Origin of the sequence: Flavobacterium frigoritolerans (assembly GCF_025847275.1) — a bacterium.
GTDB lineage: Bacteria > Bacteroidota > Bacteroidia > Flavobacteriales > Flavobacteriaceae > Flavobacterium > Flavobacterium frigoritolerans.
The window spans coordinates 91,375-112,561 of the sequence record NZ_JAOZEV010000008.1 but is presented as its reverse complement, the minus strand read 5'-3'; the positions used below and the strand labels follow the sequence as shown (position 1 = coordinate 112,561).

Genomic DNA, 21,187 nt, shown 5'->3' with positions numbered 1-21,187 from the left:
TTAGCATTTTGATTTTATGTAAATAATTGTATTTTAGCATAAAAATAATTAAAAACATCATGAAGAAACTGGTTCTCTTTTTAAGTTTTTTTAGTTTGGTAGCACATTGTCAGACAGTAAATTACGGAGTAATCGATAAAGGATTTAAGTCGATAGAGATCGATACATTGTTTAACGATAAAATAAGTATTAGAGCACTAGTAATCGATAAAAACAAAGTGTGGTTTGGAGCTGATAATTCACGATTTGGATATTATAATTTGAAGGATAAAGAAAAATATGTGGAGCATATTTATAGAGATACTTTAAAATTAGAGTTTAGAAGTATAGCACAAACATCAAAGAATATTTTTTTGTTAAGTGTTGCAAATCCAGCTTTGCTTTATCAAGTTTCAAAAGATACTAAAAATACTAAATTAGTTTATAAAGAGGTCAATGACAAAGTGTTTTATGATAGTATGCAGTTTTGGAATGATACCGAAGGAATTGCCATAGGAGATCCTACTGAAGATAGTTTTTCGATATTAATAACACGTGATGGAGGTAATACATGGGTAAAATTATTAGCAGATCAGCTGCCTACAATGGCCAAAGGAGAAGCGGCATTTGCTGCAAGTAATACTAATATTGTTATAAAAGGGAAAAATACTTGGTTGGTTTCAGGAGGAAAAAGAGCAAGAGTTTTTTATTCTAATGATAAAGGGAAATCCTGGAAAGTTGCAGAAACGCCTATTGTACAAGGAAAAACAATGACTGGAATTTTTACAGCCGATTTTTATGACTCAAAAAATGGATTTATTGCTGGTGGTGATTATGAACTTCCAGAGCAAAATTCAGATAATAAAGCAATAACAACCGATGGAGGAAAAACTTGGAATTTAATTGCTCAGAACTCGGGCTTTGGTTATGCTTCTTGTGTACAGTATGTACCAAAAAGCAAAGGAAAAGAGCTTGTGGTAGTTGGAGCATTAGGAATACATTATTCAGCAGATGGAGGAATTTCTTGGAAGCAATTGTCTACAGATTCAAGTTTTTTTACAATACGATTTATAAATTCAAATACAGCAATTGCTGCAGGACATAATAAAATGGTTCAAATCCGCTTTAAAAAATGAGAGCCCTAAATAATAAAGTAATTATTATAAGGGCTCTCCGCTGTTGTTATTTTTAAGTAGGATTTAGTTTTTACCTGCTTTATCTCGATATTGATGTAATAGTTTACGATTAAAGTCATCTTCTGATTTTCGCAGAATTATGATTTTTTTCGCAGGAAGTATTTTCTTCAAGCTGGACGTGAATTTTTTTCGCAAAAGAAATAACTCTTCATCAGTAGTTTCGATTTGGTAAACTAGTGAAGCAGCTTCTTTCTCAGACATATTTTTTAAAGCCTCATCAGTTAACTTTTTTGTGTACGCTTTCATTTTTTGAAGCCTTAATTCAAATTGCTTGTCATCATAAGCATTGTATATTGGCCAGAATTTTTCCGATTCAGCTGAAGTTAAGTCTAATTCAGTTGTTAGGAAAGAAACTTTATACGCTTTTATTTTTTCTCTCTTTTCGTCCATATTCTCATTTTGACCATAAAAAGGAAAAGTAATTAAGAATAGGAATATCGGAAGTATGTTTTTAATTTTCATCTGCATCATTTTAATATAATTGTATTTTTATTCTAAAATTAGATGTTCAATATTAGCATTCGATGACAAGAGATCTTCTATGGTATCATCTCCTAAAGCAATATTTTTATCTAAATTTTTAATGTCGTTTGTATCTAGTTCATGAATTAAGTCATATTGAATTAAATTAGATTGATAAGATAAATATGTCTCTAAGGTTGCTTCGTCAAGTTCTTTAGATTTTGTTACATATTTATTAACTATTGGTACCGTTAATGCGATGACAAGTACAGCTGCCGCAGCAATGAATGTTTTTCTATTTCTTGCAAATAAAGAAATTGTTTTAGGTTCATTTTGTGGCAACTTCTCTAATAGACTTACAGAGAAATTTTCAAAGTAATTTTCTGGAGTTTTAAATCCAGTTTCTATTTTAGGCTCGTTTTCTAATTTAAATGCTTTCATAATATATATAAGACTATATTAGTTGTAAAAGGTTTAATTGGATGTAAGATAAGCTTCTATTTTTTTTACGGCATGATGATAAGAAGCTTTTAAAGCTCCAACAGAGGTGCCTAATATTTCGGCAATTTCTTCATATTTTAATTCCTCAAAATATTTCATTTTAAATACCAATTGTTGTTTTTCTGGAAGCGTAACGATAGCTTTTTGTAATTTTAACTGAATTTCATTTCCGTCAAAATAAGTATCAGCTTGAAGATTATCAATTGTTTTATTCTGTAGTGCCTCAGAGGTTATGCCGCTTAACTTAGCTTTTTGATTCAAAAAAGTTAAAGCTTCATTGGTTGCAATGCGATATATCCATGAAAATAGTTTGCTGTCTCCTTTAAATTTATTTAGATATCGAAATACCTTCACAAATGTGTTTTGCAAAACATCGTGTGCATCATCATGATCCAAAACAATATTTCGAATATGATTATATAATGGTTTTTGGTAATCAGACACGAGTTTTTGAAACGCTATATTTTGCGTCTTCGGATTCAATAACTCTTGTATAAATACCTTTTCGTCTGTCAACTTTATAATATATATAAGTTAGAATAGAATTATTTGAAAAGGTTTAATCTCCATTTCGAATTTTTTAAAATTCTGATTCCTCTTCTTTAGCAGGAGGAGGAGTGTGCGTTGGAGCAGTTTCTGTTCTTGGGGTGTGAACTACAGGTGTTTCTGCAGGAACTACCTTCGGTTTTACTGGATAATAAATCTCAGTAATCCATTTAGAAGGATTAGCAATTTCAGATTTACTTACCGAATAAATTTCAAGATGTGACCAATTAAAATCAGGGGATAATTTTTGATTATTAATATAGGCTGTAGCTTTTTCTATTGCTTGTTTGGTATGTGAATAGTCTCCTTTTAAAGTTGTTTTTACAGCTTCAAAAGCTTCTAGTTTACCAGTCGAAATGTCACTTCCGGCACTTGTAAATATTTCTTTTTTGATAGGAACACAAATGGATATCTTGGACAATCCGTTTGTTGTATCGTAGGTATGATAGATTACAAATGGTTTTCCGTTGATTTCAATGCCATTGGCTTCACAAAATGAAATTAATTTAGGAGCAACAACTCTAACATTTTTGGTGATTTTTGCAATTTCGCTAGTAAACGATTGACTGATATAAAATGCTTCGGGTTTTTTTACGACTCCATCTACTTTGATGTCAAATGTATTGGTCTCATAAACTAATATTTTATCTAAGTTGGCTAAACTTTTTTCGTACATAGTACCAATAACTTTATCGGCTCCACCATTAAGTGCTGAGTATATTTTGAAAAGAAAACTCATTGTTCCTTTAGATTTCCATGTAACTTTTGTACCTCCAAGAGTATCTTTAAAAACCCATGAAACATCGGCTAGACTTCCGTCAAAATTCATCTTTTGTGTAATACTTTGCGCATCAGTAACGGCAATAGTTTTCATATCTCCGCTACCGTCATTTCCTTTCCATGAAAATGATGCATTTAATCCAGAAGTATTTTGAGGATAAACGAATTGCGTTGTAGGATCTTCAACAACCCAAGAACCAAAATCTGCCCAGTTTCTGTAGTCGTTTACGAAATTAAATAAAGGAGCACGTTGTGTTTTTATGACTTTACTTCTCTCAACTGTGAAATCACCTTTTTGAGTAGCTACAAATACGGTTAATGAGACTAAACTTAATAGTAATAGTAGGAATATATATTTTAAAATTCTCATAGTATCTTGGTTGTTTTGAGATGCAAAGTTATAAATTTTATTAATATCAGATGGGGTGTATTAAAAGGTCAAAACTAGGCCTTTTTTGTTGATTTTTTGACTTTTCGAATAGTTTTATATAAAAAATTTGGAGGAAAAATGATTAAGCAATATAAAAAAAATTAATCTTTAAAAATAGCCCAAAGGTAATATTAACGTTGTTTTTTATATTTTTTTTAAAGAAAATGTATCTTTGATGGATAATAATAATTTTATAAACTAAATATCATTAATAATGAAATTACTTAAAGCTGCAGGAATTTTTATGATTGCTGGTGTTTCAGTTATTTGTAACGCCCAAGTTGCCAATACATCTACGCTGAAAACAAACAATGATAAGCCTTTTGATTTTACAGTAGAGCAATTTGCCGACATTAAAGTATTGCGTTATCAAATACCAGGTTGGGAAAATTTAACGCTCAAAGAACAGGAATTAGTATACTATCTTACACAGGCAGGAACTGCTGGTCGTGATATAATGTGGGATCAGAACTATAAAAATAATTTAAAAATCAGAAAAGCACTTGAGCAGATTTATGTAAGTTATAAAGGCGATAAAAAGAGTTCTGATTGGAAGAATTTTGAAATTTATCTTAAACGAGTTTGGTTTTCTAATGGTATTCATCATCATTATTCTAATGAGAAAATTAAACCTGATTTCTCAAAAGAATATTTTGAAGGTTTATTAAAAGCTACAAAAACTAAATTGGCTGCAGATGTTACAGCAATTTTGTTTAATAATGAAGATACTAAAAAAGTAAATCTTGACGAATCAAAAGGATTATTGGCAGGTTCTGCAATTAATTTTTATGAAAAAGGAATTACATTAGAAGAAGCTGAGGACTTTTATAAAAAACAAACGAGCCCAGATCCGAAGAAACCTATTTCTTATGGATTAAATTCTAAATTGGTTAAAAATGCAAAAGGACAATTAGAAGAGAGAGTTTGGAAAAGTGGCGGAATGTACGGAGCGGCAATTGATAAAATCATCTTTTGGTTAGAAAAAGCTAAGACAGTAGCCGAAAATAAAAAACAAGGAGATGCAATAGGATTGTTAATTGAGTATTATAGAACAGGAAGTTTAAAAACTTGGGATGATTATAATATTGCTTGGCTACATGCTACCGAAGGAAATATTGATTACATAAGTGGTTTTATCGAAGTATATAATGACCCATTAGGATATAGAGGTTCTTATGAGGGTGTTGTACAAATTAAAGATTTTGATATGTCGGCCAAAATGGAAGTGATATCAAAAAATGCGCAGTGGTTTGAAGATAATTCACCATTAATGGCAGAACACAAAAAGAAAAATGTTGTAGGGGTTTCATATAAAACGGTTATCGTAGCAGGAGAATCAGGTGATGCTTCGCCAAGTACGCCAATTGGTGTGAATCTTCCTAATGCTGATTGGATTCGTGCAGAGCATGGTTCTAAATCGGTATCATTAGGTAATATTATTGATGCTTATTCACAATCAGGAGGAAGCGGTAAATTACAAGAATTTGCTAATGATCAGGAAGAAATTGTATTAGCAAAAAAATATGGAGAACTTGGAGATAAACTACATACAGCTTTACATGAAGTTGTAGGTCATGCTTCGGGACAAATAAATGAAGGTGTTGGAACTCCAAAAGAAACTTTAAAAAGTTATGCTTCGACTTTAGAAGAGGGTAGAGCAGACTTAGTAGGTTTATTTTATTTATACAATCCAAAATTACAAGAACTTGGATTAGTTGATGATTGGAAAAAAGTTGGAATGGAGTCGTATGACAGTTATATTCGTAATGGATTAATGACTCAGTTGGTTCGTTTGGACTTAGGGGCAAACATCGAAGAAGCTCACATGAGAAATCGTCAGTGGGTGAGTGCTTGGGTTTATGAAAAAGGAAAAAAAGATAATGTAATTGAAAAAATTACCCGTAACGGTAAAACATATTTTAATGTTACTGATTATGATAAATTACATGACTTATTCGGACAGTTATTACGTGAAGTACAACGTATCAAATCTGAAGGAGATTATAATGCTGGAAAAGCTTTGGTAGAAAATTATGGTGTAAAAGTAGATCAGAAATTACATGCTGAGGTTTTAGAGCGTAACAAACAATTTCCATCAGCGCCATATAGCGGATTTGTAAACCCTGTTTTGGAGCCTAAGTTAGATGCAAAAGGAAAGATTATTTCTATAGAAGTAAAACAACCAAAAACATTTGCTGAACAAATGTTGAACTATTCTAAAAACTTTGGTTTCTTGCCTTTAGAAAACTAATAAGTAATAGCTACTAATAATGAAAATGCCCGCTAGTTTAGCGGGCATTTTTTATGAAATAGATTATCGTTTGAAGAATATTTTTATCAGAAATAAAATAATGATAAATGCTATGAAAACGAGCAAAACCTTATAATTTCCTTTGTAGAATATTTTGTGAAGGCCTACATCTTTTCTATAGGCAAATATCATTGCGATAACAAAAGCGATAAAAAAACACAATGCAAATATTAATTGTCCTTGACTAAACATAAGTTTAAATTTTTTGTGGCAAATTTAGGCAATAGTTTAAGAATAGTTGTTAATTTAGTATATCATTTAATCAAATATAATTATGCAAAAACAGATTGATGCAGTGAAGGAATTTCATACTGCTTTTAAAATTGGACACAGCGAATCACCAATTGCAGATTTGGGAGAGATAAAAAATATACTTCGTTACAATTTGATGAAAGAAGAAAATGAAGAATATCTTGAGGCTGTTAAAAATAATGATTTAGTAGAGATTGCTGATGCGCTTGGTGATATGATGTATATTTTATGCGGAACAATTATCGAACATGGTTTACAAGGAAAAATTGAAGCTGTTTTTGATGAAATCCAACAAAGTAATATGAGTAAGCTAGGTGAAGATGGGCAGCCGATATATCGTGAAGATGGAAAAGTGATGAAAGGGCCAAATTATTTTAAACCTGATTTTTCTAAAATATTAAAATAGTTTTCAGTTTCAGTCTCAGTTTATAGGGCTTAACTAAAAAATAAGATATAAAAAAAGTGGTTTTCATTGAAAACCACTTTTTTTATATTGAATATTGAGACTAAAAACTAAACTTTTACAGTCCAACCAAAAGTATCTTCCTCTAGTTTGTTTTGTATGCCTGTTAATTTTTCTTTTAAAAGAGAAGCGTAAGAATTAGCTGCTTTAGGTAATTCGTAATATTCATCTTTGTATGAGAATCCTTTAATAACACTTACTACTGCAGCAGTACCAGCACCAAAAATTTCTTTTAATGATCCATCTTTAGCAGCTTCAACTAATTCAGAAGCTAATACTGAACGAACTTCAGTTTTTAAACCTTCTTTTTCTGCAATCGCTAATAAACTTTTACGAGTAATTCCGTCTAGAATTCTTTCGCTTGTTGGTGCAGTTAATAATGTGTCGTTAATTCTGAAAAATACATTCATTGTACCAGCTTCTTCAAGTTTGGTATGTGTTGCATCATCAGTCCAGATTACTTGTTGGAATCCGTCTTTATTTGCCAAATTTGTTGGGTAAAATTGTGCGCCATAGTTACCAGCAGCTTTTGCAGCTCCGATACCACCATTTGCAGCTCTACTATAGTGCTCAGCAATAATAACTTTTACTTCTCCTGCATAGTATGATTTTGCAGGTGAAAGCAAAATCATAAATTTATATTCATCAGAAGGGTTTGCAACAACACCGGCGCCAGTTGCAATCATAAACGGACGGATATACATACTGCTTCCGTTTCCTCTTTTAACCCATTCTGCGTCTAATTTTAATAATTCGTTTAATCCATCTAGAAAAATAGCTTCAGGAATTTCTGGCATCGCCATTCTTACTGCAGAAGCGTTAAAACGTTTGTGGTTTTCTTCAGGTCTAAAAAGCCAAATGGCATCTTTATCATCTTTATAAGCTTTCATTCCTTCAAAAATTGCTTGTCCATAATGAAAGACTTTTGAAGACGGATCCATTAAAATTGGAGCGTAAGGCTTAATGACAGGTGTTTGCCATTCTCCATTTTTAAAATCACATTCGAATAAATGGTCTGTAAATACAGCACCAAAGCTTAAGTTATCAAAGTCTACATCATTTATTTTTGATGAAGTTGCTTTAACGATTTCAATTTTGTTTGATTGAGTTGTACTCATGATAAAGTATGGTTTTTGTGAACTATATTCATTGTTCAAGATTGTAATCTAAAACATTGAAAAGATGTGAAATAAATTTTATTAATTGCAAAATTAAGTAATATATATATAAATTGACTGCTAAAATGATATTAATTATGGCGTTTGACTGTGATTTATTTATTTTCTAAAAAAGTTAAAAAAACAGCTTGATTTTATATGAAATTTATGAAAAAACTACAGTTTTTTAAGGCTTTACGCATTTGTTTTGATTAAATTTGACTTCTAAATAAGACAAAAATATCATTAAACGGATTTATAAATTGTGAAAAGAGAAATAATTCAAACTCTAGATGGCTCAACTACAATTCATTTGGAAGAATGGGGCGAATGTTATCATTCTAAACATGGAGCAATTCAGGAGGCAAAGCATGTCTTCATAAAAAACGGATTTTCATTATTTACTGAAAGTCCTATTTCTGTATTAGAAATTGGCTTTGGAACTGGATTGAATGCTTTTATTACTTTTTTAGAAGCCAATAAGAAACAACAGCACATAAATTATGTTGGAGTAGAGGCGTATCCTGTCGCTGCCAACGAGGTTCTTATGATGAATTATGTTGCCGAATTGGGAGCAGACGAACATGAGAACGTATTTAATATAATGCATGAAAGTAATTGGGATGAAGCAATTAGTATTACTGATTTATTTACCTTGACTAAAAGAAAACAATTTTTTCAGGAAATTGATGATGTTGAAACTTTTGATTTGATTTATTTTGATGCTTTTGGATATCAGGTGCAACCTGAGCTTTGGAGTACCGATATATTCAGAAGAATGTATGCTGCTTTAAAGCCAAATGGTGTTCTTGTAACTTATGCTGCTCGGGGAGTTGTTAAAAGAAGCATGATTGAGGTTGGATTTAAGGTTGAGAAACTTGCAGGGCCTCCAGGAAAAAGAGAGATGTTTAGAGCTCGTAAAGTAGTGTAAATCACGCTATTTAGATTTATTTTAAATTGCTATATGTGCATTTAAGGAAACGTATTCGTAAATAATAAAACAAAAAAATAAGTTAAAACAGGAACACTTGATTGTAAATTGCTTATTTTTACGGCGAGTTAAAAATAAAGAGATAACCCCATAATCTTAATTTATTATGTCTAAAGTAATGTTTGATTACACGAAATCAATACTCGAAAGAGTAAGTTTCAACCCGGTACTTTTCTTAAAAGAATTAGAGAAAGCTATCAAAACACTATTACCATACGAAATGGAACAATTGGAAGAGTGGTTATTAAAGTTTACAATCGGAAAGCCCGAATTAAAAGAATGTCTACTAATTGTTAAAATATAGATATATAAAAAAGGAACCTAATTAGGTTCCTTTTTTTATTTCTTTTGTATTGGACTTATTATCTGAACATTTTGAAAAACAATAGCTCCTTTTACAACACCGGCAATCGTACTTCGTAAGGCATCGATGATTTGAATTTTTAATTCGCTTTTCGGGTATATTAAACTTACCTCTCTGGCAGGTTTAGGTTCCTTAAAGTGGCGAAGCTTTGATTTATCTGTTTCTTTTAAATCTAATGTATGCAAATAAGGCAATAATGTTGTGCCTAAGCCTTCGTCGGCTAATTTTATAAGTGTTTCAAAACTTCCGCTTTGTATCTGGAAAGCATTGGGCTCTACATCTGTACCATTTTTGCAAAGATTTAAAATACCATCTCTAAAACAATGTCCGTCTTGTAGCAGTAAAATTTCATTGATATTTAAATCCGACACTTCAATTTCTTCCTTTTGAAAAATAGAATGCTGTTCAGGTATATAAGCAACAAAAGGTTCAAAATAAAGAACGATTTCTTTTATTTTTTCATCTTCTAATGGGGTTACTGCAATCGCAGCATCAAGATGCCCGTTTTTTAATTTGGTTATAATTTCATCCGTGTTAAGCTCCTCAATTAATAGTTTAACTTTTGGATATTTCTTGATAAAATTATTTAAGAACATTGGTAAAAGGGTAGGCATAACAGTTGGAATGATTCCTAACTTAAATTCTCCTCCAATAAAACCTTTTTGTTGTTCTACTATGTCTTTTATTCTGTCGGCTTCATTAACAATGTTTTTTGCCTGATTTACGATCTTTTGTCCAATTTCGGTAAGTTGGATTGGCTTTTTACTTCTGTCAAATATTAATATACTAAGTTCTTCTTCTATTTTTTGTATTTGCATACTAAGTGTAGGCTGAGTAACGAAGCATTTTTCGGCAGCTAGAGTAAAATTTTTGTGTTCAGCAACAGCTAAAACATATTGTAGTTGAGTTATAGTCATTTCTAATAGTATTTTCTGATGCAAAAATAAGAAAATATAATTTTTTTTTATAGCATTTTCGAAAAAGTTATTTTAAATTTACAATTATTAGAAATATAAAATTAATACATATGAAAACTAATATTTTAGGATTGCCAGTAAAAGAGTCAGAATTAATTGTTAAAGAATTAAATGTCTTACTATCAAATTTTCAAGTTTATTATCAAAACTTGCGAGGAATTCACTGGAATATTCGCGGAAAACGTTTTTTTGATTTACATGTGAAGTTTGAAGAATTATATACAGATGCTCAAGTAAAAATAGATTTAATCGCCGAAAGAGTTCTTACAATAGGAGGTACACCATTACATACTTTCGAAGATTATATTAAAAATAATAAAATAGTAGTTGGAAAAAATATTTCGAATGATGAAAAAGCAGTTCATCTAATTGTAAGCTCATTAACTGATTTACTGAAGATTGAAAGAGAAATTTTAAAACAATCGGATGAAATCAATGACGAAGGGACAAATTCGATGATGAGCGATTTTATTTCCGAACAGGAAAAAACAATTTGGATGATGAGAGCATGGTTAGAAGAAGATTTGTAAAATTAGGATAACAAAAAGACCAGAATAGCACTAAATAGCTGTTCTGGTTTTTTTTTGTTAATGTTAAATTTGTTTAAAATTTTCAACTTAGTGTTTTGATTTTATCAGTTTAGCTCTATTTTTGCACTAATGAAAAAAATTGCAGCCATATTATTATTCATATTTATTGCTTTCTTATCGACGCCACCGATTGTGACGATGATTGAGAAAACATGCGATGTGTCTGCATTTTATAGTTTTTCAGAAGAAGAACATTCACATAAAGAAGTCAAAGTTTATGTGTATCATCCTGTATTTCATGGTGAGTTTGTTTTACCTATGTTTGACAAATCAAATCTTATATTGTCAGAAAAATTATCGAAACATGATAAGATTTCTGCGAGCATTTTTGCACCGCCGCCTAATTTCGCATAGTACATCCAGTTATATATTTTTAAACGTTTATTGTATTTAAGTAGTACAGTAGATATTTTACGAACATTTTTTACTATTGTATTATGAAAAGAAAAGTAAATCTTTTTGCCAACCTTAAATCTGATTTTGCTTCAGGTTTAGTAGTGTTTTTAGTGGCTCTTCCGTTGTGTTTAGGTATCGCAATGGCCTCCGGAGCTCCGTTATTTTCTGGAATTATTTCAGGAATCATTGGAGGAATAGTTGTAGGTTATTTGAGTCAATCACATATTAGTGTATCTGGTCCTGCAGCTGGTTTAACAGCAATCATCCTTACAGCAATTACTGATTTAGGAGCTTTTGATATATTTTTAACTGCTGTTTTTATTGCTGGACTTATCCAGTTAGGATTAGGTTTCTTAAAAGCGGGTAGTATATCTAATTATTTTCCTACCAATGTAATTGAAGGAATGTTGGCCGGTATCGGAGTTATTATTATTCTGAAACAATTGCCACATGCATTTGGATACGACGCTGATTTTGAAGGAGATCAAGCATTTGTTGAAAGTGATGGAAGTAATTCAATTTCATCCTTGTTTGAGATCTTCAACCATATTCATATGGGAGCAGTAATCATTACATTAATCTCTTTTGCGATATTAATTTCATGGGATAAAGTTCCTTTTTTACAAAAACTTAAATTAATTCCAGGTGCACTTGTTGCTGTTGTTGCTGGGATAATTATAAATGAAATTTTTATTTCATCAGGAAGCTCATTGGCTATTGGTAAAGAGCATTTAGTATCATTACCAATTCCAACATCATTTGATGAATTTAAAGCAATCATCGTAACTCCTAATTTTGCAGGGATAACTAATCCACAGGTTTGGGTTGTAGGTTTGACAATTGCAATTGTAGCTTCTATCGAAACATTATTATGTATTGAAGCTGCAGATAGAATGGACGTTCAAAAGCGATATACAAATACCAATGTTGAGCTTAAAGCACAAGGAATTGGAAATATTGTAAGCTCACTTTTAGGAGGTTTACCAATGACTTCAGTTGTTGTAAGATCTTCAGCAAATAATAATGCTGGAGCAAAATCAAAAATGTCTGCAATTATCCATGGTGTTTTATTATTGATAAGTGTATTGGCTATTCCAGTAATTTTAAATAAAATTCCATTAGCTACTTTGGCTACTATATTAATATTGGTAGGTTATAAATTGGCTAAACCAGCAACCTTTGTTCATTTTTGGGAAAAAGGAAAATACCAATTCATCCCTTTTGTTGCAACTTTAGTATTTGTTGTAGCAACAGATTTACTTAAAGGAGTTGCTTTAGGAATTGTAATTAGCGTTATTTTTGTTTTAAGAGGTAACTTAAAAAGAGCATATAGCTTCAAAAAAGAAGAGTATGAAGATGGAGATGTAATTCATATCGATCTTGCTCAAGAAGTTTCTTTCTTGAATAAAGCAGCAATTAAGCTTACATTAAATTCGATTCCAGAAAATTCAAAAGTAATTATCAATGCACATGATACTGTGTATATTGCACATGATATTCTTGATTTAATAAAAGAGTTTAAAGAAACTAGAGCTGTTGATCAGAATATTAAGGTGAAGCTTAAAGGATTTAAAAAAGCTTACGAGTTAGAAAATACTCCCGATTTACAGAACCATGTATCTATAGAACATTATTATGATGTCGCAAAAAGAGCAATGGTTAAAAAAACAGAAAAAGAAAAATTTTAAAAATATAGTTAAATAAAGCTGTAGTGATGTGTTTACCGAGGATTAAAAATTGGTAACTTTACAAGTGACTTTTTAGAATCCTCTAAACACTAGAATTGACAGTTATAAAAAAAATAAAAAATGAAAGAGTTTTATAAACAAATATTAGATAATAATAAAAAGTGGGTTGAAAAATCATTAGCTATCGATCCTAATTATTTTGCAGATTTAGCCAAAGGACAAACGCCACCTTTATTATGGATTGGTTGTTCAGATAGTCGTGTTCCAGCAAACGAAATTATAGGAGCGAAACCAGGTGAAGTTTTTGTACATAGAAATATTGCCAATATGGTTGTTCACTCTGATATGAATATGTTAAGTGTTTTGGATTACGCTGTGAATGTTTTAAAAGTTAAACACGTTATTGTTTGTGGACATTACGGTTGTGGTGGTGTAAAAGCTGCTATGGGGAATCAATCAGTAGGAATCATTGATAACTGGATTCGTCATATTAAAGATGAATACCGTTTACATGATAAATATTTAAATTCTATTGAAGATGAAACAGAACGTTTTAATGCTTTTGTAGAAGTAAATGCTAAAGAACAAGTTTATAATTTAGCAAAAACTTCAATTGTGCAAGGTGCATGGAAAAACGGTCAGGATTTGATGTTACACGGTTGGGTTTATGGTTTAAATTCAGGATTTGTAACTGATCTAAATGTAAATATTAGTTCGAATGATGAGCTTGATGAAGTTTATCAATTGAAATTGTAAATAAAAAAAATCGCCTTTAAGGCGATTTTTTTGTTTTTATTCGTTTTCATCATCTAAGTTCTCATTAAATGCCGATGGCAATAAGGTGGGGATGAACTTAATTAGTATTGGCAATAGCAAGCTTCCACCTGGAAGTAAGAATATTGTTAATGATGGAATTGTTTTGCAAATATCTAATAATTGTTTTTTTACTTTCTTCTTTTCGCTAGGATCCAGATCTCTACGGGTTGAATAGGCAAGGAGAAGCATTAACTCTTTGCTTTGTATGATTTCCTTTATTAGTCGGTTTTTATTGCGCTTTATAAGCGTAATAACCCCCATTGTCATTTGATCGTAAAAATGTTTTACAGGATTCGAGTAGTTAAAATACGGAATCTCTTTTTTGTGTTCTGTTATAAAAGCGTTGGTGCTTTTGATACTTTCTGTTACAAAATCATCTGATACGTTTAAGATACCAGCTAGTGTATGTAAAAAATAAGCTTCTTCGTTTTCTACAACTCCATCGCTCCATAAAGCCATGCCAGCCATATCAATTAGATAATATCTTTCTAGTTCATTTGTGAAATGATGCAATTGTAATGTTTCTAAAGTAGCAACCGTAACTTTAGAAAATTTGCTATAACGTATCGAAGCCTCAAAAAGTTTAATCAATAAATCATCATATTGCGATTTATTGGTTTTTGTTTTTAAAGCCAATGCGACAATACCCATAACAGTTTCTTCTATTTTTTTAAGATATTTCTCTGGAATTGATCCATGAATTAAATATTGGCGGAAAGCCAAAACATCTATAAATAGTAGCGCATTTGTAACTAAATGAGAAAAGTTTTTACTTATGATGCTGTCGTTCGTCTGAACACGTTCATCAATAATGTTTTCTAAAGTTAGAGAATCGCTACTTTTTGGAAGTAATATTTTGAAGAGATTGAAACCTTCAGGATTCATTTGATTATAGAAAGCTAAAGCTTCGGTAATGAAATGTTCTGAATTAGTATCGTTTTTAGTTAGAGAATAAACACCGAATAAAGTATTTAATAAAGCTACTTTAGAAATTTCAGTTTTAAACCAACCTTTTGTTTTAATTGGTGTTGGAGTTTCTATTGCAATTATATGGCCGTAGATAAAACCTGTCGCTCTAACTTTTCGATAAAAAGAATTATTAGTTTCAGTAACGTCCTGTTCTTGGAACTTTTGTTTACTAAAAAATTTATCTATCCAACCTGTTGCCGAAGGGTTAATCATTGCTTTAATTTGAAGCTACAAAGCTATCCTTTTTTTATGATTTGGGGATTGATTAAAATAAAAAAACCATTTTACTTTGTGAATAAAATGGTTTTTTAAAATATTATTTTATGATTGCCGAACAAGCTACTCTTCCGCCTGCATTTCCTGTAGGTTGAGTCGTAAAATCATCTGCGTCTTGATGTACAATTAATCCTTTTCCTAAAATATCTTTTGTTACATCACCACAACCTATGCACCATTCATTTGTTGTTAGTGTAATTGTACCATTTCCTTTTTCATCTGCTGTAAAGTTTCCAATGTCACCTTTATGATATTCTCCCACATCCCATTTTCCATGTTTTTTAAATGTTGGATTCCAGTGTCCTCCTGCAGAGCTTCCGTCAGCTGCAGAACAATCTGATTTTTCATGAATGTGTATGGCATGAACTCCGGGTTTTAAACCGCTAATTTTTGCTACAAAAGTTACTTCACCTTGTTTCTCTACAAAAGTTGCTGTACCTGTTACTGAACTATTGCTTTTAGGCTCAAGAGCGATGGTTAATTTTTTAGAGTCTTCTGAATTATTTTTTGTTTTACATCCAGTAATAACCGTAGCAATTACTACAAGAGATAGAATTATTTTTTTCATAATGGGTATGTTTTTTTTAATCAAAAGTAAAGTTAGCTTAAAATTATCGAAACAAAATCATTAGAATGGTAAAAAACGTTACTGTGTAAAGTTAAATATAAGTTTAAAATTATAAGTGTAGATGAAATATTGCTTAAATTCGTGTGTGAATTTATTTGTAAATAATGCTAAACATAGTCTTCAATAGTTATTTGTAAAATTTAAATCTTTAAATTATGATAAAAAAAATGTCAATGTTCGCTGTATTAGGAATTATTTTATTTTCATGTAATTCTGTACAAAATAAAACTACAACTACAAATTCTGCAGAACAGCTTAATGGTACTTGGGAGTTAAATTATATATCTGGGCCAAGAATTGCTTTTGAAGGTTTGTACCCTAATAAAAAACCAACGATAACTTTCGATACTAAAGAAAATAGAGTTTCTGGAAACAATAGCTGTAACTCTTTTACAGGTAAATTAAATGTTGATGGCCATGAAATTAGTTTTAAAGATGGATTAGCAAGCACTAGAATGATGTGTATGGATAATCAAGGAGAGCAAGTTTTTATGGACGGATTACTAAAGATAACTTCTTATGATGTTACAGATAACGGGAAAACATTAAATTTTATTTCAGGTGATATTGCCATGATGCGATTTACTAAAAAATAGGGGTGTTTATTTTTAATCCTGCTAAAATTCATTTTATGAAAACTAAATTATCTATTTTATTAGTGTTGTCATTTTTTTTGAGCATTTCCGTTTTTGCACAAAAAAAGTCTTCTAAAGAGCTTAAAGCAGAAAAGGAATTACTGTTGCAAAAAAAAATCGAAACACTAATCGATTCTAAAAACTTTGTGTTTGAAGCTCAGAAAATTTCGCCACGTGGTGGAAGAGTTATCTTTTTAGATTATAATACTTATTTTTTAAAATTTAATGAAGAAAAAGTAACTTGTGATTTGCCATTTTTTGGACGCGGCTACAATATTGGTTATGGTAGTGATGGAGGGATAAAATTTGATGGAAAACCAGAAGATATAAAAGTTGAAAAAAAGAATAAGAGTTATAATATTAAAGCTATAGTAAAAGGGAAAGATGATGTTTATAATTTGATGTTTTCTGTTTTTTTTAATGGAAGTACGACACTTTCAGTAAATAGTAATAATCGATCATCAATTACGTATTATGGAGAGATAAGTGCTCCAAAAGTAGATGCGGATAAAAAACAATAACTTTGTGCAACTGTTATTGATACTATAAATACATTAAGGAATTTATAGATGCATTCCTTAATGATGGACTAAGCTATGAAAAGAAAATCTAAGATTATCAATGTCTAATTTTCTAAACTAATTAAATATAATTATTACTATAAATTTTTAATCTAAAATTATGAAAAAGTTTCTTATTGCATTATTATTGGTTGTTTCAGTGAATTCTTTTGCTCAATCTTTAGAGAAAGAAAATTTAGATGTTATTCAGAGTATTTATGGAAGATCAAAATCAGAACTTGTAAAGCAATATATGAATCTGTCCGATGAGCAAACTTCAGCTTTTTTGAAAGTATATGAAAGCTATGAGGCAGAACGCAAATCATTGGGTCTGACAAAATTGAAATTGATTGATGATTATGCTATAAATTATGCAACTCTTACAGATGCTAAGGCAGACGAATTGGCTAAAGGTTTATTGAAAAATAATCTTAGCTATGAAAAATTATATAGTAAAACGTATAATAAAGCAAAAAAGGTAATTGGAGCAATTAATGCTGCCAAATTTGTTCAGTTAGAGTTTTATTTACAAACAGCAATTAGTAGTGAAATACAAGATTCTATCCCTTTTATTGGAGAAATTGAAAAATCTAAAGTGAACTAAAAAGGGTAATTTTAGTTTAAAGAAAATGCGTTAACAATTCAAGAAAGTGTTAACGCATTTTTATTTTATGATATTCTTATTTTTTACTTTTCACTTCATAAATGGCATCAAGCATCCCGTTTTTGAAAGTGTCTAAAGGTAATTCCCAAAACATGATTCCGCCTAATTTTTTAGCTATAGTATATTCTGTTTTTTCTTTTATTGAAGAAAGATCATCACCTGTAGCAAATTTTTGTTCTTTTTCATTATACCAATATCCTGCTTTTGCTTTATCATCCCAGAAATATTTCCATCCATTTGCCTCTGTAAAAGTAGTTGCATAGTTTTTAAAAGCAACGCCTTCGATATGTTCTCCTGATTGATATAAACCATTATTTATATTGGCAACATTTTTCCAAATTCTAGTATAAAAAGCGCCACCAATTACTAATTTATTAGCTGGGATTCCTAGTTTTAATAAATAAGTTACCGCTCTGTCTGTAGATTGCGCATCTGGAGTTCCACCATATAAAGGTGCATGGTGACCAGTTACTTTTGAATATCCATTTACTAAATCATAGCTCATTATATTTACGCGATCTACTAGTGGCATAACAATTTTCCATTCTATAGATTCGTCTAGGAATTTTTGAAAACCTCCAGCAGCAAAACTAAGTTCATGTTTTTTACCTAAACTTGTACGCAATGCTTTTACCAGTTGAGTAAAGTTTGGTTTATCAGCAGCTTGATACAGATGTCCAGGAAGTCCTTCGATTGCTGGATATTCCCAATCTAAATCTAAACCATCAGTTTTAAAATAATCATTTACTTCTTTTACCGATTTTGCAAAAACATTTCTTCCTTGAGCAGTAGAGAAAACTTCTGAACAAGGCTCACATCCGCCCCATCCACCTAGCGAAAGCATAATTTTAAGCTTAGGATGTGCTTTTTTTAATCCAACTAAGTGTTTTATTGAAAGAGAATCTTTAGGAGTATCTACGCTTAGTTTTCCGTCTTTTAAGTGACAGAAACTAAAGATTATGTGGGTAAGTTTGCTTACATCATATTGATCAATAAGTTTGTCGTCACCAGTATAATAAGCAATAACGTCAATTTTTTTTCCTGATTGTGCAAAAGAGTTTGTGGCAAAACAACATAAGAAAAAGAAAATAATCGGTTTTAATCTTTTCATTTTTAAGAATTTTTAGTTTTTAATAGGTTTTTTTTGAATGCTAAATATAAAACATTTCAAACGAAATAGTAATTAAATAGATACACAGTATTGGGCTTATTTGTTATAGTTTTTGTTTCAAGAAATAACTTTTATAGTGTTTTAAGGGAGAAATTATTTCTTTTTCATTAAATTTACAATTCTTCTGTATGAAATTATCTAAGTCATATTTATAAAAACTTCCTCAATCTGAATTTAAAATTTGGATTTACTTTAGATAATAACAGTGAAAAAAACATTTTATCATGAATAAATCTACAATCTCAAGTGTCTTTAAAACCAATTTTACAAAATCAGTTGCATTACCAAGTTTAACCATAATTATTGCAATTTCATTATTTTGTGTTTTTTTCTCAAAGGATGCAGAGCAGGCACTTAATTTTGCAAAAGACATAATATTTAAAAATTTAAGTTGGCTTTATGTATTGTTGGTGACTATTTTTGTTTTGTTTTTAGTCACATTAGCTATTAGTAAATTTGGAAAAATCAAATTAGGAGCGGATGATTCTGAGCCTGAATATTCTTTCTTTTCATGGGTAGCAATGCTTTTCGCCGCGGGAATGGGAATTGGGTTGATGTATTTTGGAGTAGGGGAAACTATGGCGCATTATGCAACGCCTGCCAATGCTAATTTAGCAGAAAATTTACGAGCGAAAGAAGCGCAATTGTATACTTTTTTCCATTGGGGCTTTCACGCCTGGTCTATATATGGTGTTGTAGGACTCTCATTAGCTTATTTTACTTATAGACACAATTTACCACTTGCAATCCGAAGTGGATTTTATCCGATTTTAAAAAACAGAATTCACGGAAAGTTAGGAAACATTGTAGATGTTTTTGGTTTGTGCAGTACTTTTTTTGGAATTGCAACGACTCTTGGTTTTGGTGTCGTGCAGCTATGTGCTGGATTAGTAAGCCTTCATGTAATTCCAGAATCTAGTTTTAATTATCAAGTCATTATTGTTTTGGTAGTTATGATAATTGCTGTTTCTTCGGCCATTTCAGGTTTAGGAAAAGGAGTTAAAAAACTAAGTGAGCTAAACATTATCATGGCTGTTTTATTAATGTTGTTTATACTTGTTTTCGGACCAACTATTTATATTCTAAGTACATTTACGGAAGGTTTAGGTCACTATATAAGTCATTTTATTTCATTAACATTTAATACTTATGCTTACGAAAAAGGAAGTCAGGAATGGTTTTCAAACTGGACTATTTTGTATTGGGCATGGTGGATTTCCTGGGCACCTTATGTAGGATTATTTATTGCCAAAATTTCTAAAGGAAGAACCATACGAGAATTTATTTTGGCCGTATTATTTATTCCTGCCTTTTTTAATTTTTTATGGATGACTGTTTTTGGAAGCAGTGCCGTGTGGATTGATGAACACATAGCACATGGAGCTTTAAGTGAATTTGCTAAAAATCCGGATACACTTTTGTTTAATTTCTTGACTTATTTCCCGTTTACTACCTTTGTGAATATTTTGTCGATTTTAATTATTTGCGTGTTTTTTATCACGTCGGCAGATTCAGGGATTTTTATAATGAATGGTATAGCATCTAAAGGAGCTGTAAATTCACCAAAATGGCAAAGTGTTTTTTGGGGAGTTTTATTGTCACTTTTGTCCTTGAGTTTATTGCATTCTGGTGGTTTGGCTTCCCTTCAGACAATGACATTAATTACCGCTTTACCCTTCGGAATCATTATGTTGCTGTTATGCTATAATTTATGGAAAGCATTGGTTGTAGATAGTGAATACAGTGCTAAAAAATATTCGCATGGGAGTCTAAATTGGAATAATACTAACTGGAAGGAACATTTAGAAAAAATCCTTACGTTTTCTGAAAAGAAGGATGTGCATAAATTTATTGATACTACAGTAAAAAAAGCATTCAATGAACTTAAAATTGAATTAGCGAATAATAATGTAGAGGCAAATATTAATCTTTTTTCGACTCCTAAACTTGCAATTGAATTAGAGATTAAACATGACGAATTGAGGAGCTTTAAATACGGTGTAATGGCTGAGCCACTCACTATATCTGAGACTTTAATCAATGAGAAGAATACTGCTGATATTGATTCTGAAACTTCTTTTCATCCTTTTACTTATTTTGGAGACCATCGTAAAGGATATGATATTCAATATTTGAGTAAGGACGGAATTATCTCAGATGTTTTGAGAGAATATGAACGTTTTTTGAATTTAAGTTCAGAAGGAGATCATGATTTGATTATGAAACCAAATAGTTAATTGTTAATTATTAGTTGTGAATGGTTGATTGTTAGTTGTAAAAAAAACATTTTTTTTTTAAGTTAAGATTAGATAATCTGCATTGATTTTTTTAATCCTTTATTTCTATCTAACTCTTTGCGAAAGGAACATGGGTAAAACGGATTTT

General features: G+C 30.8%; 23 protein-coding genes. 13 read left to right on the top strand and 10 right to left on the bottom strand.

What is annotated here, in order from left to right; translation table 11 throughout:
* Nucleotides 1-59 precede the first annotated feature (59 nt).
* Nucleotides 60-1,115: a sialidase family protein gene (locus OIU80_RS11955; RefSeq protein WP_264287233.1), complete on the top strand. Its 1,056-nt coding sequence runs from the start codon at nt 60-62 to the stop codon at nt 1,113-1,115.
* 63 nt (nt 1,116-1,178) lie between these two features.
* Here OIU80_RS11955 and OIU80_RS11950 read toward each other — a convergent pair whose 3' ends face one another.
* The 4 genes from OIU80_RS11950 to OIU80_RS11935 all read right to left on the bottom strand — a co-directional run bounded on the left by OIU80_RS11950 (nt 1,179) and on the right by OIU80_RS11935 (nt 3,834).
* Nucleotides 1,179-1,637 carry a sensor of ECF-type sigma factor gene (locus OIU80_RS11950; protein WP_264287232.1) on the bottom strand — a complete coding sequence of 153 codons (459 nt, stop codon included), beginning with the start codon at nt 1,635-1,637 and terminating at the stop codon, nt 1,179-1,181.
* A 27-nt stretch (nt 1,638-1,664) separates the two neighbouring features.
* Nucleotides 1,665-2,078 (bottom strand): hypothetical protein, encoded by a 414-nt coding sequence (locus tag OIU80_RS11945; RefSeq protein ID WP_264287231.1) that lies wholly within the window; start codon nt 2,076-2,078, stop codon nt 1,665-1,667.
* Nucleotides 2,079-2,111: 33 nt separating this feature from the next.
* On the bottom strand, nt 2,112-2,654 hold the full coding sequence (locus OIU80_RS11940; protein WP_264287230.1) for an RNA polymerase sigma factor: 543 nt from the start codon (nt 2,652-2,654) through the stop codon (nt 2,112-2,114).
* A 64-nt stretch (nt 2,655-2,718) separates the two neighbouring features.
* Complete coding sequence (locus OIU80_RS11935; RefSeq protein ID WP_264287229.1) at nt 2,719-3,834, bottom strand: SRPBCC family protein; 1,116 nt, start codon at nt 3,832-3,834, stop codon at nt 2,719-2,721.
* A gap of 274 nt (nt 3,835-4,108) precedes the next feature.
* On the opposite strand from OIU80_RS11935, the gene OIU80_RS11930 reads away from it, so the two are divergent.
* Entirely contained in the window at nt 4,109-6,145 is a 2,037-nt protein-coding gene (locus tag OIU80_RS11930) for a dipeptidyl peptidase 3 (RefSeq protein ID WP_264287228.1), read from the top strand.
* Nucleotides 6,146-6,208: 63 nt separating this feature from the next.
* Here the strand turns inward: OIU80_RS11930 and OIU80_RS11925 are convergent, their stop codons facing one another.
* Nucleotides 6,209-6,397 carry a hypothetical protein gene (locus tag OIU80_RS11925; RefSeq protein ID WP_035624553.1) on the bottom strand — a complete coding sequence of 63 codons (189 nt, stop codon included), beginning with the start codon at nt 6,395-6,397 and terminating at the stop codon, nt 6,209-6,211.
* 82 nt (nt 6,398-6,479) lie between these two features.
* On the opposite strand from OIU80_RS11925, the gene OIU80_RS11920 reads away from it, so the two are divergent.
* Nucleotides 6,480-6,863, top strand: coding sequence for a pyrophosphohydrolase domain-containing protein (locus tag OIU80_RS11920; protein ID WP_195735699.1), 384 nt, complete (start codon nt 6,480-6,482; stop codon nt 6,861-6,863).
* Nucleotides 6,864-6,970: 107 nt separating this feature from the next.
* Here OIU80_RS11920 and OIU80_RS11915 read toward each other — a convergent pair whose 3' ends face one another.
* On the bottom strand, nt 6,971-8,038 hold the full coding sequence (locus tag OIU80_RS11915) for a branched-chain amino acid aminotransferase (protein WP_264287227.1): 1,068 nt from the start codon (nt 8,036-8,038) through the stop codon (nt 6,971-6,973).
* Nucleotides 8,039-8,342: 304 nt separating this feature from the next.
* Here OIU80_RS11915 and mnmD point away from each other — a divergent pair, with 304 nt between their 5' ends.
* Together mnmD and OIU80_RS11905 are read left to right on the top strand one after the other, a co-directional pair.
* Complete coding sequence (gene mnmD, locus OIU80_RS11910; RefSeq protein ID WP_264287226.1) at nt 8,343-9,008, top strand: tRNA (5-methylaminomethyl-2-thiouridine)(34)-methyltransferase MnmD; 666 nt, start codon at nt 8,343-8,345, stop codon at nt 9,006-9,008.
* A 166-nt stretch (nt 9,009-9,174) separates the two neighbouring features.
* The gene (locus OIU80_RS11905; protein ID WP_264287225.1) at nt 9,175-9,372 is read left to right on the top strand and encodes a hypothetical protein; all 198 of its coding nucleotides are present in this window, start codon (nt 9,175-9,177) and stop codon (nt 9,370-9,372) included.
* A gap of 35 nt (nt 9,373-9,407) precedes the next feature.
* On the opposite strand, the gene OIU80_RS11900 is transcribed toward OIU80_RS11905, so the two are convergent.
* Nucleotides 9,408-10,349: a LysR substrate-binding domain-containing protein gene (locus OIU80_RS11900; protein WP_264287224.1), complete on the bottom strand. Its 942-nt coding sequence runs from the start codon at nt 10,347-10,349 to the stop codon at nt 9,408-9,410.
* Nucleotides 10,350-10,459: 110 nt separating this feature from the next.
* Between OIU80_RS11900 and OIU80_RS11895 the strand changes: the two genes are divergently transcribed.
* The 4 genes from OIU80_RS11895 to can all read left to right on the top strand — a co-directional run bounded on the left by OIU80_RS11895 (nt 10,460) and on the right by can (nt 13,839).
* Complete coding sequence (locus tag OIU80_RS11895) at nt 10,460-10,939, top strand: Dps family protein (RefSeq protein ID WP_264287223.1); 480 nt, start codon at nt 10,460-10,462, stop codon at nt 10,937-10,939.
* A 129-nt stretch (nt 10,940-11,068) separates the two neighbouring features.
* Nucleotides 11,069-11,353, top strand: a complete 285-nt coding sequence (locus OIU80_RS11890; protein WP_264287222.1) for a hypothetical protein — start codon at nt 11,069-11,071, stop codon at nt 11,351-11,353.
* A gap of 83 nt (nt 11,354-11,436) precedes the next feature.
* Entirely contained in the window at nt 11,437-13,083 is a 1,647-nt protein-coding gene (locus OIU80_RS11885) for a SulP family inorganic anion transporter (protein WP_264287221.1), read from the top strand.
* A gap of 120 nt (nt 13,084-13,203) precedes the next feature.
* A complete protein-coding gene (can, locus tag OIU80_RS11880; RefSeq protein WP_264287220.1) occupies nt 13,204-13,839 on the top strand; it encodes a carbonate dehydratase in 636 nt (211 codons plus the stop codon).
* A gap of 36 nt (nt 13,840-13,875) precedes the next feature.
* Here can and OIU80_RS11875 read toward each other — a convergent pair whose 3' ends face one another.
* Together OIU80_RS11875 and OIU80_RS11870 are read right to left on the bottom strand one after the other, a co-directional pair.
* The gene (locus OIU80_RS11875; RefSeq protein ID WP_264287219.1) at nt 13,876-15,081 is read right to left on the bottom strand and encodes an LETM1-related biofilm-associated protein; all 1,206 of its coding nucleotides are present in this window, start codon (nt 15,079-15,081) and stop codon (nt 13,876-13,878) included.
* Between the two features lie 103 nt (nt 15,082-15,184).
* Entirely contained in the window at nt 15,185-15,712 is a 528-nt protein-coding gene (locus OIU80_RS11870; protein ID WP_264287218.1) for a superoxide dismutase family protein, read from the bottom strand.
* Nucleotides 15,713-15,945: 233 nt separating this feature from the next.
* Here OIU80_RS11870 and OIU80_RS11865 point away from each other — a divergent pair, with 233 nt between their 5' ends.
* The 3 genes from OIU80_RS11865 to OIU80_RS11855 all read left to right on the top strand — a co-directional run bounded on the left by OIU80_RS11865 (nt 15,946) and on the right by OIU80_RS11855 (nt 17,571).
* Complete coding sequence (locus OIU80_RS11865) at nt 15,946-16,368, top strand: META domain-containing protein (protein WP_264287217.1); 423 nt, start codon at nt 15,946-15,948, stop codon at nt 16,366-16,368.
* Between the two features lie 35 nt (nt 16,369-16,403).
* Nucleotides 16,404-16,928 carry a DUF4251 domain-containing protein gene (locus OIU80_RS11860; RefSeq protein ID WP_264287216.1) on the top strand — a complete coding sequence of 175 codons (525 nt, stop codon included), beginning with the start codon at nt 16,404-16,406 and terminating at the stop codon, nt 16,926-16,928.
* 160 nt (nt 16,929-17,088) lie between these two features.
* Nucleotides 17,089-17,571, top strand: a complete 483-nt coding sequence (locus tag OIU80_RS11855) for a hypothetical protein (RefSeq protein WP_264287215.1) — start codon at nt 17,089-17,091, stop codon at nt 17,569-17,571.
* A 76-nt stretch (nt 17,572-17,647) separates the two neighbouring features.
* Here the strand turns inward: OIU80_RS11855 and OIU80_RS11850 are convergent, their stop codons facing one another.
* The gene (locus tag OIU80_RS11850; RefSeq protein WP_264287214.1) at nt 17,648-18,742 is read right to left on the bottom strand and encodes a glycoside hydrolase family 18 protein; all 1,095 of its coding nucleotides are present in this window, start codon (nt 18,740-18,742) and stop codon (nt 17,648-17,650) included.
* A gap of 284 nt (nt 18,743-19,026) precedes the next feature.
* Between OIU80_RS11850 and OIU80_RS11845 the strand changes: the two genes are divergently transcribed.
* Complete coding sequence (locus OIU80_RS11845) at nt 19,027-21,039, top strand: BCCT family transporter (RefSeq protein WP_264287213.1); 2,013 nt, start codon at nt 19,027-19,029, stop codon at nt 21,037-21,039.
* The last annotated feature ends 148 nt before the right edge of the window (nt 21,040-21,187 follow it).